Annotated in this window: 15 protein-coding genes and 1 tRNA gene; 6 read left to right on the top strand and 10 right to left on the bottom strand. The window is 31.8% G+C overall.

Annotated features, from left to right (window positions below; genetic code table 11):
• Positions 1–71 precede the first annotated feature (71 nt).
• Positions 72–482 (bottom strand): rRNA maturation RNase YbeY, encoded by a 411-nt coding sequence (gene ybeY / locus ACXGSQ_RS03345; RefSeq protein ID WP_458628226.1) that lies wholly within the window; start codon positions 480–482, stop codon positions 72–74.
• A complete protein-coding gene (locus ACXGSQ_RS03350) occupies positions 475–4,029 on the bottom strand; it encodes a DUF4175 family protein (RefSeq protein WP_458628227.1) in 3,555 nt (1,184 codons plus the stop codon). The genes ybeY and ACXGSQ_RS03350 overlap by 8 nt, the downstream gene beginning before the upstream one ends.
• A 223-nt stretch (positions 4,030–4,252) precedes the next feature.
• Here ACXGSQ_RS03350 and gltX point away from each other — a divergent pair, with 223 nt between their 5' ends.
• The 3 genes from gltX (at position 4,253) to ACXGSQ_RS03365 (ending at position 7,780) form a co-directional block, all read left to right on the top strand.
• Complete coding sequence (gene gltX, locus ACXGSQ_RS03355) at positions 4,253–5,797, top strand: glutamate--tRNA ligase (RefSeq protein WP_458628228.1); 1,545 nt, start codon at positions 4,253–4,255, stop codon at positions 5,795–5,797.
• A gap of 542 nt (positions 5,798–6,339) precedes the next feature.
• Positions 6,340–7,266, top strand: coding sequence for an SPFH domain-containing protein (locus tag ACXGSQ_RS03360; RefSeq protein ID WP_458628229.1), 927 nt, complete (start codon positions 6,340–6,342; stop codon positions 7,264–7,266).
• Positions 7,256–7,780, top strand: coding sequence for a hypothetical protein (locus ACXGSQ_RS03365; RefSeq protein ID WP_458628230.1), 525 nt, complete (start codon positions 7,256–7,258; stop codon positions 7,778–7,780). The genes ACXGSQ_RS03360 and ACXGSQ_RS03365 overlap by 11 nt, the downstream gene beginning before the upstream one ends.
• A gap of 61 nt (positions 7,781–7,841) precedes the next feature.
• On the opposite strand, the gene ACXGSQ_RS03370 is transcribed toward ACXGSQ_RS03365, so the two are convergent.
• Together ACXGSQ_RS03370 and ACXGSQ_RS03375 are read right to left on the bottom strand one after the other, a co-directional pair.
• Positions 7,842–8,054, bottom strand: a complete 213-nt coding sequence (locus ACXGSQ_RS03370; protein WP_458628231.1) for a hypothetical protein — start codon at positions 8,052–8,054, stop codon at positions 7,842–7,844.
• A gap of 59 nt (positions 8,055–8,113) precedes the next feature.
• Positions 8,114–10,123, bottom strand: coding sequence for a glutamine--tRNA ligase/YqeY domain fusion protein (locus ACXGSQ_RS03375; protein WP_458628232.1), 2,010 nt, complete (start codon positions 10,121–10,123; stop codon positions 8,114–8,116).
• Positions 10,124–10,278: 155 nt separating this feature from the next.
• Between ACXGSQ_RS03375 and ACXGSQ_RS03380 the strand changes: the two genes are divergently transcribed.
• The 3 genes from ACXGSQ_RS03380 (at position 10,279) to ACXGSQ_RS03390 (ending at position 11,047) form a co-directional block, all read left to right on the top strand.
• Positions 10,279–10,479 carry a zinc ribbon domain-containing protein gene (locus ACXGSQ_RS03380; RefSeq protein ID WP_458628233.1) on the top strand — a complete coding sequence of 67 codons (201 nt, stop codon included), beginning with the start codon at positions 10,279–10,281 and terminating at the stop codon, positions 10,477–10,479.
• Positions 10,480–10,530: 51 nt separating this feature from the next.
• Positions 10,531–10,893 (top strand): dihydroneopterin aldolase, encoded by a 363-nt coding sequence (folB, locus tag ACXGSQ_RS03385; RefSeq protein WP_458628234.1) that lies wholly within the window; start codon positions 10,531–10,533, stop codon positions 10,891–10,893.
• A gap of 83 nt (positions 10,894–10,976) precedes the next feature.
• Positions 10,977–11,047, top strand: a tRNA-Cys gene (locus tag ACXGSQ_RS03390).
• 189 nt (positions 11,048–11,236) lie between these two features.
• On the opposite strand, the gene ACXGSQ_RS03395 is transcribed toward ACXGSQ_RS03390, so the two are convergent.
• The 6 genes from ACXGSQ_RS03395 to ACXGSQ_RS03420 all read right to left on the bottom strand — a co-directional run bounded on the left by ACXGSQ_RS03395 (position 11,237) and on the right by ACXGSQ_RS03420 (position 17,311).
• Positions 11,237–12,961: a hypothetical protein gene (locus ACXGSQ_RS03395; RefSeq protein ID WP_458628235.1), complete on the bottom strand. Its 1,725-nt coding sequence runs from the start codon at positions 12,959–12,961 to the stop codon at positions 11,237–11,239.
• Positions 12,962–13,067: 106 nt separating this feature from the next.
• On the bottom strand, positions 13,068–13,751 hold the full coding sequence (locus ACXGSQ_RS03400; protein WP_458628236.1) for a LysE family translocator: 684 nt from the start codon (positions 13,749–13,751) through the stop codon (positions 13,068–13,070).
• A 44-nt stretch (positions 13,752–13,795) separates the two neighbouring features.
• A complete protein-coding gene (locus ACXGSQ_RS03405; protein ID WP_458628237.1) occupies positions 13,796–14,467 on the bottom strand; it encodes a head GIN domain-containing protein in 672 nt (223 codons plus the stop codon).
• Between the two features lie 9 nt (positions 14,468–14,476).
• Positions 14,477–14,713, bottom strand: a complete 237-nt coding sequence (locus ACXGSQ_RS03410) for a hypothetical protein (protein WP_458628238.1) — start codon at positions 14,711–14,713, stop codon at positions 14,477–14,479.
• Positions 14,713–15,012 (bottom strand): YbjQ family protein, encoded by a 300-nt coding sequence (locus ACXGSQ_RS03415; protein WP_458628239.1) that lies wholly within the window; start codon positions 15,010–15,012, stop codon positions 14,713–14,715. Before ACXGSQ_RS03415 ends, ACXGSQ_RS03410 begins: the two co-directional genes overlap by 1 nt.
• A gap of 55 nt (positions 15,013–15,067) precedes the next feature.
• Complete coding sequence (locus ACXGSQ_RS03420) at positions 15,068–17,311, bottom strand: ribonuclease R family protein (protein WP_458628240.1); 2,244 nt, start codon at positions 17,309–17,311, stop codon at positions 15,068–15,070.
• Between the last annotated feature and the right edge of the window lie 50 nt (positions 17,312–17,361).

The raw sequence follows: 17,361 nt of genomic DNA on the forward strand, positions 1-17,361 counted from the left end.
CTTTTTGTTCCACGTGGAACAATTAACTTTTAAAATTTTGAGTCTGCAAATATACACTGAAATAGTAGGTATTATTTTCGCTTCGCTAAGTAGTAATCTTCTTTAGATCGCATTACTTTTTCGTCTGCATCTGTCTTGTCTTTATACCCACAATAATGCAATACTCCATGAATAATCACCCGTGCTATTTCATCTTGAAATGCAACATTAAAATCAGCCGCATTTTCTTCAACCCGTTCGACCGAAATATAAATATCACCATGTAGTTCCTTTCCTACCGAATAATCAAAACTAATAACATCTGTCAACGTATCGTGATCTAGAAAATCTACATTTAATTTATGTAAATAATTATCGGTACAAAAGATATAATTAATCTCTCCTTCTTTACAGTTTTCTTCTGATATGGTATTAGAAATCCATTCAGAAAGTTGTTCTGTATTTTCTAATATAAATTGGGTTTCGTAATTAAAACTAATCATTGGTGCTTTTAAAATACTCTTGAATTTTTTTCTTAAAATGATTTTGCAAAGGTAGTGCTTGGCGATTTAAAATTTCGGTAGTATTAAAATATTGTTTCGCTGTTTGAATTTGACTCGGATTATTTTGATTAAATTCCTCTGTATTAGTTTCAGATTTACGTTTAGAATCTTGGCCTTGCATAAAGGTAGCATTCTCTAATTTTAATAAATTATGTTGCAAATCCATCATCTTTTGAAGCGTCTGATTCGTAAACCCAAAATTCAGTAAATCGAGTTCAATATCCTCCATTTGTTTGATCAACTGTCCAGCAGATTCAATGTTACCATCTTTAGCAAATCGATCTTCTAATGCTTGTCTTAATTGTTGTTGTTGCTGATAGATCTTAAATAGCTCAGCGTTTTGTTCTTCACTTCCACCTTCTCCATATCCATCATTCTTTTCCGCTTCGCCGTTACCATTTCCATCACCTCCATTTTTTCCACCTTTACTTCCCTTACCTTCTTTGCCATTCTCTCCTTGCTTTCCTCCTTGTTGTCCTTCTAGATTTTGAGATCCGTTTTCACCAGATTGACCACCTTCACCGTTCTCTCCTTCTTTTCCAGATTTTCCTTTATCACCAGGCTTTTCACCTTCACCTTCTTTTCCATCCTTACCTTTTTCACCCGGTTTCTCTCCCTCTCCTTCTTCACCTTCCTTTCCTTGTTTATTTTTCTTAACACCTTCCTCCATCTTCTTATTAAGCTCTTCTTGGCTCATAATAATATCTGGTAACTGTTCACCACCTCCACTACCTTCACCCATAGATGGATTCATTTGCATTTCCATATTATCTAAAACATCACTTAAAAAACTCGCTAATTCATTGGTCGCTGTTACCGCATATTGTTGTGCACCGACGCCTTGATACAATTTATTTTCTGTCAATTGTTCTAAAGCCTTATCGATATTAAAATACACCTCTGAAATTTGCGAATTCACTTGCTCAGAAATCTTAGGTTGTCGTAATGACAAGGCAAATAAACTATCATCAATATGCTCAAAATGTGCTCTGAGATTACTTTGCTGAATAATATATTTGCCATATTTATTGTTATTAATATCAATATTTTCAAACGTATTCATTAGGGCTTCCTGATCGAACGAATAAAGCAATAGATTTTCTAATATTTGACGTAAGGCATCAATATCTTCCGACATTTCACTACCTCCGCCACCGCCACCACCAGACATTTTCATCATATCGCTTAACTGCTTCATCTTCTTAGCCGCTTTCTTTTGCTTCTCGTTAGCCTTTTTTTGCTGCTCTTGGGCATCTTGTGTTTTTGTTTCAGAATCCATTTCTTCCTTTTTTTCTAGGGCTTCTTTGGCTTCTTTTTGATCAAATTTTATTTCATCTTCCAAAAACTCATCCCTCGGAATGTCCATTGGTTTTTGAAGTTTACGATCGTCACTATTTAGTTCTTCTAAATCCTTCTGCAGTTTATTAAATTCTTCAATTAATTTCTCTTGAGCTTCCTTTGTATTCTCTTCATTTTTTTTAGATAACTTTTCTTGTTCTTCAGATAATTTTTCTAATTCACTAGCCACCTTTTCAGCTTTTTTCATCACATAAAACCGCTTAGTCAATTCCAATAGCTGTTTCATGCTACGTTTTTTATTCTTGTTTTGTTTGGCTAATTCTTCAAGTTTCTGTGTGAATTCTTCCTTATTGATTTTATCCTTTAATTGTTCAAGTTCCTCTAAAAGCTTTTCATCCCTTTTAAGTTGCTCTTCATTTTCCTTTAAACGTTCTTTTAAATCCTCCTTAAATTGATCATCTTTCTTTTCGTCTTTCTGAAATTCTTCTAAATTATCTTGAAGCTTTTTGTTGAAATCTTTCATCAACTGTTCTTGATTTTTCTGACGCTTTAAAAAATCTTCAAACTTCTTTTTATCATTAAAATTTAGGCTTTCTTTTTCCTTTTGCGTTTTAGATATTTCTTCGAGTTTTTTATCTTGTTCTTGAAGTTTATCAAACGTCTTACTAATATCCTTTATCGTTTCATTTTGCTCATTAAGCTGCTTCTGCTCTTCTTCTTCTTTAGTTAATTTACGATAACTAAACACCGAACTTTTCGACCGTTTGTAGTTATGAAGTGCATCGTTATCAAAGACTTCAAAATAGAGTTGATAACTTACACCCTCTTCAAGATTAAACTGATTAGGAAACGCACTTACAAATTCGGCAAAATTAGATTTTGATATAGAAATAGGTTCAACCACTTTTTTAGATTCATCTTCTACAGGATAATAAACCAATTGTAGTTTTAATAAGCCATAATCATCACTCGCTTGTCCATAGAAATATAAACTTTGTTGATCTACAGAATCTTTCTGCACCTTAATATTAAGTTCTGGGTAACTATCTCTAACCACATTAATCGTATAAGCGAGATTCTCATAATCCTTTAAATCTTCATTACTCGTAGTAATACTGTAGTTATAATTTTTATAAAGTCGTTTTGAGGCTTCAAAATTATCATTCGAATTTAGAGTAAAACTTAAAGTATCTTCTGCATAAATATGAACTCCTGTCGTAGCCTTAGTCTTCGCATTCCAAGTCACCTTAGTGCCTTCTGGAACAACAGCCGAGCCCGTACTTTTTAAGACCTCATCTTGCTTATTAGTATGTGCAGGATAATCTAAAACCATATCAAAATGAACTAAACTTGGCGTATTCACCACTTCTAATCTATACGGTTTTGAAGTCACATCATTAGCCATCAAGGTAAATTCTATCGCTTCTTTTGGCAAGTTAAATGTGTATTGAAATTCCCCAGGCGCTATTTGCTGTAAGAAGTACGATTGTCCATTAAATTTAATTTGTGCATTCTCAGGAATGACATTTCCTGCCGTTGAGACATTTAATTTAAAATCCTTATTTTCAATAGCTTGCAAATATTCATTCAATACAAAAAATTGAAAAGGTGCTGGTGGTTCATAAGCCGTTTTATAATTTACAACACGCTCATAACTATCGCTAAACCAATCAATCTTTCCTGTTACCAATGATAATATTATAATTACCAGAGGAATAGCAGCATATTTTAAATATTTGGTGTTCGACTTAAAATTAATAGCTGCTTTAAAAGGAACAGGTTGCAATTCTTGAGACTTTTGCTCAATACTCGCTAATAATAAATCCGATTGATGAGGACTTTGATTTAATTGAAGTACGTTTAATAGTTTGTCATTAACTTCTGGAAAATGATTTCCAATTAATTTGGAAGCCGTTTCAAAATTAATACCTTTTCTAAGTTTGAATAAATGGGCTAATGGAATGGCGATGAATTTAACAAACAAGACTAATTCTACAATAATGAAGGTCCAAAATAATAAGGTTCTTGCTGTAGGATTCAACCATAATACATATTCTACAAACAAGGTTAGAATAAGGTATAACAAGCCTATGGCAAAAAATAAGATTGCACCTTTTAGTAATTCATTAGTGTAATACCTTTTAATGAATTGCTCTAGTTTTTGTTTTATCGTATTGAAATTGCTCATTAGATTTGGCTATTGAATTTTAGCTATTAGCCTTTGGTTTAAAATGCTAAATTACCTTTAACTGACTAAACTACGATTTTATTTTAATAGACATTAATTCAAAATTGGTAAGATTCTGTTAATTATAGACGAATTATTAGCTAAATACGGTAAAACTTAACTAGTGCTTATTTTCTTTGTTCTAAAATTCTATCAAACTATCTTTGCGCTTTAATATACAATTATGTCTAAAAAAGTACGTGTGCGTTTTGCACCAAGTCCAACAGGACCATTACATATTGGTGGTGTAAGAACCGCTTTATTCAATTATTTATTTGCTAAAAAATATGGAGGTGATTTTGTTCTTAGAATTGAAGATACCGACCAAAACCGTTATGTAGAAGGTGCAGAAGACTACATTATAAAATCTTTAGATTGGTGTGGAATGCCTTTTGATGAAGGTCCAGGTAAAAACGAAAAATTTGGTCCTTACAGACAAAGTGAACGTAAGCATTTATATAAACAATATGCTGATGATTTAATTGCTAGTGGAAATGCTTATTATGCATTTGATACTGCAGAACAACTAGATGCAGAACGCAAAGGCCATGAAGCCGAAGGTAAAACCTTTATCTATAACTGGCATAACCGCGAAAAAGGACGCTTGGTCAACTCTTTGGTATTAACTGAAGCAGAAACTAAGGCTAAAATTGAAGCTGGTGATGATTACGTAATTCGTTTTAAATCTCCTCAAGACCAAACCTTACATCTTACCGATATTATTCGTGGTAACATGAAAATTGATACCAATATATTAGATGATAAAGTGTTGTTTAAAAGTGATGGTATGCCAACCTATCACTTAGCCAATATTGTAGATGATCATTTAATGGAAATTACACATGTGATTCGTGGTGAAGAATGGTTACCCTCTTTAGCATTACACCAATTATTGTATGATGCTTTTGGATGGGACGCTCCAGAATTTGCGCATTTACCATTGATTTTAAAACCAACAGGCAAAGGAAAATTAAGTAAACGTGATGGCGATAAAATGGGCTTCCCAGTATTTCCATTAGAATATACAGCACCAGACGGAACCGTATCTAGAGGTTATAAAGAAGATGGGTATTTCCCTGAAGCTGTGGTTAATTTCTTAGCCTTTTTAGGTTGGAACCCTGGAACCGAACAAGAGTTGTTTAGTTTAGAGCAATTAGTTTCAGATTTTGATTTAGCACGAGTCAACAAAGCTGGTGCACGTTTTGATCCCGATAAAATTAAGTGGTTTAATCATCAGTATATGCAGCAGCAATTAGATTTAGACTTAGCGGAACAGTTCAAACCTATTGTTGATTTAAAAATTACTTTAAATTCATCAGATTTAACTGAATCTGATATCGATGTAAATTATATTGCGTTGGTTGTAGGTTTAATAAAAGAACGTGCAACGTTTGTTCAAGATTTTTGGGACTTAAGTCATTTCTTTTTTACAGCGCCAACAGCTTATGATGAAAAAGCCTCTAAAAAGGCTTTAAAAGAAGGAACCGCTGATGTAATGACAAAGGTTATTGAACTTGTTAATGCTACTGATGACTTTACGGTTGAAAATCTTCAAACTAACATTAAAGGTTGGATTACGGATAATGACATTGGTTTTGGTAAAGTAATGATGCCCTTAAGATTAGCTTTAGTTGGTGCATTACAAGGACCAGATGTTTTTGATATTATGTATATGATTGGTAAAGCGGAAACGATAAAACGTATTGAAGCATTAATCAAACATCTTTAGTATACTAAATAAACACTAAAAACACCTCTAAAGTCTCCTTGTCGGAACTTTAGAGGTAATTACAGAGTTTATAGACAATTGTTAAATAAACACTATACTGATAATTCATTTGGTATTATCAATATTGCCTTATCTGGTAAAACTATTTCTGCAACTTCAGAAAAAGGACACGACTTTCAAAAACCTAATGCATCTTAGCACCATTATTATACCTATAACAACCTCTTAATCATCTGATTCCAATAGATTATTAATTTTAGAAACTGATTCGATGTATCGTTTAGTTTCTAAAAGACGTGAATTGCGCTCTGAAGCTTGAAGTAATTATAGCATCTATATTAAAAATGGTAATGCCTTGAAGACTAATTCTATTTCTATAACCGTAGCGAAGGTAGAACTATTGGCTAACGTTAATCAACATTATTGAATCCCTAAACACAAAACCAGAATATTGAATTTGGTTATAATGGTTCATTTCAAATTATCTCATTAAAATAACTTACATTTAATGACACTTATTTTTAACTAAAAAAAAACATGTTATGGGTCAATTTATTCTAGTTCCAATTATATTTTTTGGATTAATTATTTTAGCCTCCTCTTTCTTTATGGTAAAGCAACAAACAGCCGCCATTATAGAACGTTTTGGTAAATTTCACAGTATTCGTCAATCAGGTTTACATATGAAAATTCCAATTGTGGATAAGGTAGCAGGACGATTGAGTTTAAAAATTCAACAATTAGATGTGATTATTGAAACCAAAACTTTAGATGACGTATTTGTAAAACTAAAGGTTTCTGTACAGTATAAAGTAGTAACAGAAAGTGTTTATGATGCGTTTTATAAACTAGATTATCCGCATGATCAAATTACGAGTTATGTCTTTGATGTGGTACGTGCTGAAGTTCCAAAAATGAAATTAGATGATGTTTTTGTAAAGAAAGATGACATTGCCTTAGCCGTAAAAGCAGAATTAAATGATGCGATGATGGACTACGGATTTGATATCATTAGAACTTTAGTTACCGATATTGATCCAGATCCACAAGTAAAAATAGCGATGAACCGTATTAACGCGGCAGATAGAGAAAAAACAGCGGCACAATATGAAGGTGATGCACAACGTATTTTAATTGTTGAAAAAGCCAAAGCAGAAGCCGAAAGCAAGCGTTTACAAGGACAAGGTATTGCCGATCAACGTCGTGAAATAGCTCGTGGTTTAGAAGAGTCGGTTGATGTTTTAAATCGTGTTGGTATTAACAGTCAAGAAGCTTCAGCATTAATAGTTGTCACACAGCATTACGATACTTTACAAGCTATTGGAAGTGAAACCAATAGTAATTTAATCTTATTACCAAATTCGCCACAGGCCGGTAGCCAAATGTTAAATGATATGGTTGCTAGTTTCACTGCTAGTAATCAAATTGGAGAAGCCATGAAAAATCAAAAAAATAAAAATGATGAATAACATAAAAAAAATATTAGCATTTGTTTTAATAGTAACTAGCATAAATGGATTTTCTCAAACCAAAACAGACGCTTTAAAAGACGCTAAAACTACATCAAAAGCCACTTTAGAAATGGATTATGAAACCGTTCTAAAGCATACCCTTCCGTCGGTATTAGACATGATGGGAGGCAAAGATGCTGCTTTAAAAGTGATCGAATCGACATTTGAAGGTATGAAAGCACAAGGCTTTAAATTTGAAAAAGCTGATATTAATGGTGTTTCTGAAATTGTAAAAGAACAAGGTCAATTTCGTTGTGTTGTTGAAGGTTATAATCAAATGGTGATGTCTGGACAGCGTATTTCTTCTAAAAGCTATCTTTTAGGAATTTATAATGAAGCTGATAATTATTGGTGGTTTATTGAAGCTAAACAATTAAAAAATGACGCTTTAACCAATCAAGTTTTACCAAATTTTGAAACCAGTCTAGACATTCCTGATGATGATTTAAAGGTAGAACCTATAGAAAACTAAATTATAAAAAAACCTCGAAAGTTAATTTTCGAGGTTTTTTTATGGTTAAAATATATTATAATCAATGGCCTTCTTCTTTATATTTATCTCGAATTTCTTTTAATTCATTGAGATAATTTTCTAAATCTGAAGTATCCAAACTCGCATTTTCATTGGAACCATGTGGTAATGTACTTCGGGTTTCGCTTAAATATTTTTGAAGTTCTGGATAATTCTCTTCGATGTCTCTAGTAACTGTAGAGATTTCTGTAAGTATTCTTTGTGATTTATTCATAATTAACTGGCTTTAGCTAAAGTTAAGTAATTATAAATGCAGTCTATCTCAAAAAATTGTTAAATCCCAGAAGCTTCAGCCACTAACACCTCATTTTTATCCGCTTTAGCCTTCTCAATAAACTCGTTAATTGCATCATTTCGCTCTAAGCCATTTTTAAGCAACTCTTTTAACGCAATTAAAACTGCGATACGAGTACCTGCTTTTTTTACAGCTGTGCCAAATAAAGGCTCTAAATCATCGTAAGAAACATCTTTAGCTAGCTCTTGTATTTCAGATTTAACTTTTAACTGCTTTTCTTCAGATAAATTGGTGTATTTTTTTCCAAACTGTTGAATTACACTAATTGCCGAACGTTTTTGTTGTTGCGGTTTTGCTTTATTCTGATTTTGATTATTCTGAGGTTTTGGCTTTTGCTTTGCCCAACTATCTCTTAAACCAACCGTTTTATTGAATACTAATTTTTCAGCTGTAGAATCATCATCCACATTAAAATAGCCTAAACGTTGAAACTGAAACTGCTCTCCTACTTTAACTGATGCTAAACTTGGTTCTAAATAACCTGTTTTAATGGTTAAAGATTTCGGATTTATAAATTCCATAAAATCTTTGTCTTTATCACTATCAGGAGATTCGTGCATAAACAAACGATCGTATTCTCTAATTTCTGCAGTAATAGCATGTTTTATAGATACCCAATGTAAGGTTCCTTTAACCTTTTTAGATGTATCTTCATCATAGGTACAATGAATTTCTGTAATCTCACCATTGGCATCTTTTACAACCGCATTTGCCTTAATGATGTACGCATTTTTTAAGCGGACTTCACCTCCAAGTTTCAACCTAAAATATTTACTTCCAGCTTCTTCTTTAAAATCGTCTTTTTCGATATAAATTTCTCTAGAAAAAGGGACTTTTCTAAAGCCTGCCGAATCATCTTCCTGATTATTTTCGGCTTCTAACCATTCTTCTTTACCTTCAGGATAATTGGTGATCACCACTTTTACCGGATCTAAAACGGCCATCACACGATTGGCTGATTTATTTAAATCTTCTCGAATACAGAATTCTAAAAGCGAGACATCAATGACGTTTTCGCGTTTAGCTACACCAACTTTTTCGATAAATTTTCTAATAGAATTTGGTGTATAACCTCTGCGACGTAAACCTGAAATCGTAGGCATTCGCGGATCATCCCAACCAGACACAATACCTTCTTCTACTAATTTAAGTAATTTACGCTTACTCATTATAGTATAACTAAGATTAAGACGTGCAAATTCGCGTTGTTTAGGCAACATTGGAAGCGTATCTGAAGCATAGTTATAGATATGCTCTTTAAACCAGTTATAAAGTTCTCTATGTGGCTTAAATTCTAAAGAACACAAACTGTGAGAAACTTGCTCTATATAATCGCTTTCTCCATGTGTCCAATCGTACATAGGATAAATACACCAATCATTACCTGTACGGTGATGATGTTTCTTTAAAACACGATACATAATAGGATCACGCATTAACATGTTAGGATGTTGCATGTCTATTTTTGCACGCAGAATATGTGCACCTTCTTCAAACTCACCATTTTTCATGCGTTCAAAAAGGTCTAAATTTTCTTCAACAGAACGATTTCTATATGGACCATCTACTCCAGGTTGTGTTGGTGTCCCTTTTTGTTCTGCCATGGCTTCAGACGATTGACTATCGACATAGGCCTTTCCATCTTTAATTAATTGTACTGCCCAATCGTATAATTGTTGAAAATAATCTGAAGAATACAATTCATTTTCCCATTGGTAACCTAACCAAGCGACATCCTTTTTAATAGCATCTACATATTCTTGTTCTTCTTTGGCAGGATTGGTATCATCGAATCTTAAATTTACAGGTGCGTTGTACTTCTCTCCTAACCCAAAACTAATACCAATAGCTTTGGTATGACCAATGTGTAAATACCCATTTGGCTCTGGTGGAAAACGAAAGCGCAATTTATCTTTTGACAAACCGTTGGCTAAATCTTCTTCTATAATATGCTCAATAAAATTGAGTGACTTTGTTTCTTCTGACATTATTTAGGTGTTAGCTGTTAGGTATTAGCTGTTAGGTAAAATCCTTATACAGCTAGAATTCTCAACATCATTATTCCAGGTGGTAAAATTAAACAAATTGTAACATTTATTTATGTTTTTAGACTGATACTATAAATCCATAATTAAATATTAAAATGAACTATAAATGTCCAAAATGTCATAATACCACCTGTACTGTCGATCAGATGCGAGCCACAGGTGGTACGTTTTCTAAAATCTTTGATATTCAGAACAAAAAATTTACTAGCGTAACGTGTAAAAAGTGCACCTATACTGAATTCTATAAAGCTAAAACAAGCGCTATGAGTAACATTTTTGATTTGTTTACGAATTAGAAAAGCGTAAATACCGCTTTGCTCTATTATCTTTTATATTATTTTTGCTTTATGGGAATAATAAAAGTTGAAAATATAAGAGTATTTGCCAATCATGGTTGTTTAAAGGAAGAAACCGCTATTGGTAGTGATTACAGAGTAGATTTAAAAGTTAAAGTTAATTTAATAAAATCTTCAAAGTCTGATGACTTACGTGATACTGTAAGTTATGTTTTTTTAAACAAAGTGGTTAGAGAAGAAATGGCCATACCTTCAAAGTTATTAGAAGCTGTTGCACAACGTATTTTAGATCGTATTTTTAGTGAAGACTCCTTAATTACCAAAGCTACAGTTGCTGTAAGTAAAATTAATCCTCCAATTGGTGGTGATGTTGAGAAGGTTACCATAAAAATGACTCAAAAGCGAAAAAAGTAATCCTCTTTAGGCTATAACATATATAATTTTTATATTTGCGCTCTCATTAAATTAATGAGATCCCTAGTTTACTAGGAAAATAAGGTGTCGTGGCCGAGTGGCTAGGCAGTGGTCTGCAACACCATCTACAGCGGTTCGAATCCGCTCGACACCTCAAAAAGCTTCTAAGTTTTCTTAGAAGCTTTTTTTATTTTTAAATTTTAAGAAATTTTGGATTAATGGTTACAAGATTTGAACCTTATAGCTTTAGGAACTTCAAAACACCTTCAACTTCTATAAGGTGTTTTACTAATCTAACTTAATATTTGAGAGATTAAAGTCACACTAAATAAGGTTAGAAGATTCAACCAATAAAGCCTTCAATTATTGCTAAGTATCTTCCAATTCCTTTTATTGGAATTTCTCCAAAACCTAAGGTTGTAAATGAATTAATACTAAGCGTTAGCGCATTAAACAGAATAGATAATACTTTTATGAGTAGATACCCAAGTATTATGACGCCTATTAAAAAGCTATAAAACATTCTTTTGTATGATGATAAATCATACCAAGTATTTTTTACGACATTAAGATAGTTCCAAAATGATAATTTAATTTCTATGAGTTTCGTTTGAGTATTTATAAATAATAGTGAAAAAAAAGAAAATACTTTAGGTACATTGTTTCTATTATTAATCAAAGCTGCTTTTGTATTCGTATTTTGAAATATCTTATTTTCATCTATCTCGTATGCCTTTAATATAGTAGTATTTGATGTAAAATAATTAATGGATTGTTCGATCCCTTTATTATATCTATTAAGTTTAATTTTATTCCAAGAATTAGTAGAAAACAGAAATAAAAAGGCAAAAAGTAAAATAATTTTAAAAGAAGAGATCACAATTTTAGAAGGACTCGTTCCATAATCCGAAAACCGTTCTAAAAATCGATTGACAATCATTTCAAAGTAGTTTGTAAATGATTTATCATGTTCATAAAGATATTTTAGACGTCCAGTTTCTAGATGCTTTATTTTAATATATACATCATTTGCGGATTGTCTGTTGTAAAATTCTTTAAAATAAGTATAAAATTTACTTAGGTGAGTGAGTTCATATTTATAATAAGAGTCATCACTAACTCTACTATTTATGTAAAGCGAGTCAAAGGTTTTATTATTAGTATTTCTTATCTTTTCTTGATTATAAATTATATAATTAACAGGAATTAATTTATGTTCAGTTATAGGCCATTGCATTCCATATTCAGTTTTCAATTTGTCAATACCAAAAAGTAAGTCAGACTCAATGGTATTATTAATAAATGATAACTTATCCGAATTATCTAAATATAAATAGTTCCAAAATTTAGATTGTATCTTATTCTTTTGAAAATAAACTTCACTACTATTAGAAGTGATAATACTAAACGTTGCATTGTTATAATTTATAATATTGTTAATAAATCCAAGTGAAGCTCCATCTGCTATGCTAATTCGTAATAATGGTTCGACAAACGTTTCTGTATAATTATCAGTTTCTAAAACATTGAAAGTATTACTATCTATGATTAAATTAAGCTGTTCATTATCCCCTAAATCATTGACATCTACCTTTGAATTAAACGTACAGTTTTGAACCCAAAATAAATTATCATTACTTAAGTATGTATTATCAGAACTACGAGAAATAGAGCTATCAAACTGACAATTGAAAAATATGACATCAGAAGTGTTCTTGAATTTTATAGGTTTATAGAAGTGAAAATTAATAAAAGCATAATTATAAACAGTTAGATTTTTATCAAAATGAACATTATCAAAATTGATAGTTTTATAGATATGAATGGTATCAGTAGGATACTTTTTTCCTTTAAATCTGTATTCATATAAGCTATACCTTTCACTTTTTTCTTTATCGAATTTAACAATGGCATTTTTAAGAGAAAAAATAGAATCTTTACCGTTAGTTAACTCACTAATAAGTTCTGAAAAGGCTATTTCTCTTAATTCACCAGTATTATTAGTAGTTTGAGCGTGAATACTAAAAAAGGAAAGGAAAAAAAATACCAGCCGTAATCTATATGCCATTCTATAACTTATTTTAAACATAAATACAATGATGTTGAATTTACTAATAATATTATAAAATAGCTTTAGTACTTCTTTTATACACCAATAAAATCTGTGGAAATACTTAATCTATAGGATTAACCTTTTCAATTTGTTCCATACTTTTTTCATAAAGCTCTGGAAATAGACCTTGGCTTAATAGTATAATTCCAAAAACTAAAATCACTAAGGCCACAATTTTTTTAGTCTTAAAAATACGTCGAGGAGTTAATTTGTTTTTTAATCGTTTTGCAGCCGCTATTTTAACCAGATCAGTTAAAAAATAAGAAATCAACATTGTTACAATAAAGACCGTTACACCATTCTCAGAACTTGTTATTGATGTTCCAATAACAATAAAGCCTAACCAACCTAATAGTACACCAATATTAATAAAATTGAGTAAGAACCCTTTTATAAAGAGCTTTCCATAATCTTTTTTAGGTAATTCTATTTTAAGGTGTTCTCTTACAATGGATCGAAACGATTTTGAGGTTTTTATAAAACTAATTAATCCATAAATGGTTAATAAGGTACCTCCAAAAACCAAAAGTTTTGGGTCGTCTTTAATTTTATCTAAAAGTGAGTCTGTACTTTTAAAAATGACAAAAATGAATACAATATCTGCCAAAATAACACCTAAATCGAAAATAATAGCACTAGTAAAACCTTTGGTAGCACTAGTTTCGAGTAGTACAAAAAACACAGGACCAATGGTAAAGGCTAAAATAATTCCGAAGGGAATAGCTGTTAAGATATCGTCTAACATGTAAAATCTTACGGTTTACACAAATGTAAGAAACTCAACGGATATTACATACGTTTTATTCGACCTCCAAGAATAGTACTTTCTTCAACTTGTTTTGGTTTACCATAAATATAAACCTGACCACCAGCTTTAATCCTAACATTTGCAGAATCTGTAGCATGTACATAGGCTTCACCAGCAGCATTAATACTAACGTCTGTATTTTCGGTAATAAAATCTTCGCCATTAAAAATTCCACCTGTATAAATCGTAATATCTTGATGTTTTGACTGTCCAGTCACATTAATTACACCACCTGTTACTGCTCTAAAATTAGCATAAGTCGTTTCTAAATTAGCTGTAATCTCTGCACCTTCCTGTACTCTTAAATCTATTTCGTATTGTTTAATAGTTTCTTTTACCGTTACTTTTGCACCTTCATTGGCATCAATTTCATCTACAGTCGTAAAGTAAAGTATTACAACAGTGTCGTTACCATCATAACTTTCTCTAAGATTCATACGTATTTTTAGTTTTCCGTTGTTGTTTACAACTTCAACGTCTTTCCTATTTTTACCCGTAATAACCACTTTATTTTCATCAGAAGCCATCATTTTAAGATGAATTAAGTCAAATACTTTTACGGTTGAAAATTCTCCAACTTTTTTTTCAATTGCATCTTGAGCATTAATAAATAAAGTGCTCATTAACATTAATACTAAACCTATTTTTTTCATAAAACATCCTTATTTTAAGGTAAATACTTTTTTAATAAAAAGCCATTTCAACTGAATTTCCTCTCCAGAACGTTTTTTAACAATACGTCTTTGAGGAGTTAATATAATGGTGATAACAGCAGATAGCACTGCTAATAGCATTTGATTAATATCTACAAAAATAGCTTGAATACTCAATCGGACAATAATGTAGATAACGGCAAATATTACAAAAACGTATATGCCAGCTTTGGTACTTGTTTTCATTATAGGGTTACTTTTACAGCCGTTCCTGTTACAGAAACCATGGCATAATTACTTGTTGTTAATTCTATTTCAACTTTAATACCTACCACAGCATTTGCATTTAATCTTGCCGCATTAGTTTGTAACTTTTGAAATGCTTCTTCTTTTACAGTTTCTATACTTGATTGAATTTTAGCATAATATTTAGACATACTAAAGCCTATAGCTATCGCTTCTTTATTAATAGCAACACCTGTTACTATGCCTAAATAATCGATTATATTATGACCTTCTATAGAATTGGTTGTGGTAAGAATCATCTATTAAAACTTTATATATAAATCTCTTTTATAGTTGAAATGGTACAGCATAATTTTATGCTTCGGGTTTACCGATCATGTAAAAATCTAAATGCTTTTTAACTAAATCTGCATTTTTAACTTTTACAATAACCTCGTCACCAAGTTGATACATATTTCCGGTTTTTTGGCCAATCATAGCATATTGATCTTGGTCAAACTGATAGTGATCGTCTTTCATATCTCTAACACTAACCATACCTTCACATTTATTAGACACAATTTCTATATAAATTCCCCAATCTGTAACTCCAGAAATCACTCCCAAGAAGTCCTCGTCTTGATGATCTTGCATAAAACGAATCTGCATATATTTAATAGAATCGCGCTCAGCTCTTGTGGCTAAGTATTCCATATTACTCGAGTGCTTACACTTTTCTTCGTAAATTTCTTGATTAGCCGATTTTTCACCATCTAAATACTGTTGTAGTAAACGATGTGCCATAACATCTGGATAACGACGAATTGGCGATGTAAAATGACTGTAATACTCAAAAGCTAAACCATAATGCCCTATATTGTGTGTGGTATATTCGGCTTTAGACATAGTACGAATTGTTAATGTATCGACTAAATTTTGTTCCTTTTTACCAACAACATCTTTTAGTAAATTATTTAAAGACGATGCAATACTGCCTTTATCTTTAAAATTTAATTTGTGTCCAAAACGCGCCACAACCGTTTGTAGCTGTGCTAATTTAGATTCGTCTGGTTCATCGTGTACACGGTACACAAATGTTTTCTCAGGTTTTTGTTTTCCAACAAATTCCGATACTTTTCTGTTAGCTAATAACATAAATTCTTCAATCATTTTATTAGCATCCTTACTAGTCTTAAAATGAATACCTATTGGATTAGCTTCAGCATCTAAATTAAATTTAACTTCAACTTTATCAAATGAAATGGCTCCATCACGCATACGTGCCGAACGCATTTTTCGAGCCAATTGGTTCATTTTTATAGTAGCCTGAGCCACCTCTACAGACGTTTGATATGTTTCTCCTGTTAATGAAACTTCAGCCGGAATTGTAGTCTCTATTTTATCAGGGTTCTTTAACACTTCAACGTCATTAATGGTTGCATTATTCTCAATAATCGCTTGTGCTTCTTCATAGGCAAAACGCGCATCAGAATAGGTTACTGTTCTACCAAACCATTCGTTTTTAATTTCACATTTATCATTCATATGAAACACCGCAGAAAAGGTATATTTCTCTTCATGTGGACGTAATGAACAAGCTCCATTAGATAATATTTCTGGTAACATTGGCACTACTCTATCTACTAAATAAATAGACGTCGCACGTTCGTAAGCTTCATCATCTAAAATGGTTCCTGGTTGTAAGTAATGCGAAACATCTGCAATATGAATTCCGATCTCATATAAGCCATTATCTAAGACTTTAAAGGATAAGGCATCATCAAAATCTTTAGCGTCCTTAGGATCTATGGTAAAGGTTAAATCTTTACGCATATCTCTACGTTTTGCAATTTCTTCGGCTGTAATTGACGTATCAATTTTATTAGCGAAGGCTTCAACCTCTTCTGGAAACTCTAATGGCAAGCCATATTCTGCTAAAATAGAATGGATTTCTGTACTGTGTTCTCCAGGTTTTCCTAGAACTTCAATCACTTTTCCGTTAGGTGAATCTGATTTTTCTGGCCAATCTTCTAAAGCAACCAATACTTTATCACCATCTTCTGCCTTATTTATTTTATTAATAGGTACAAAAATATCGGTGTACATTTTGTTGCTATCGGCTACAACAAAGGCAAATCCTTTTTTATCATGAATTTGAATGGTACCAACATACTCCGTTTTTGCACGTTTTATAATATTAGTAATTTCTCCTTCTTGCTTGCCTCTATGCTTTCTTTTGTAAGCGTAAAATTCTACTTCATCGCCATTTAAAGCTTTATTAATATTGTTTGAAGCAATGAATACATCGTCTTCAAAATCATCTGAAATAATATATCCGTTGCCTTTAGCACCCAGGTCTAAAATACCCGTATGGTATTCGGTATTAACGATAGCTTTAAACTTACCACGATCGACTTCTTCAATCTCTTGTTTTGCTTTAAGTTGTTGCAATTTCTTTATAATCTGATTGCGACTACTGGCATCATTAACGCCTAATTTAGCTGCAATTTGTTTATAATTAAAAGTTGAATTTCTGTCTTTTTTTAAAATACTAAGAATTGTATTTGTAAGGTTGGAAATCTTATTATTTGAAGGTTTCCTGTGTTTCTTTTTTGTCATTTATAATTGTAATCTATTATTGTATTTGTTATTCTATATAAGCTTACAAA

The organism is Winogradskyella sp. PC D3.3 (assembly GCF_054366245.1).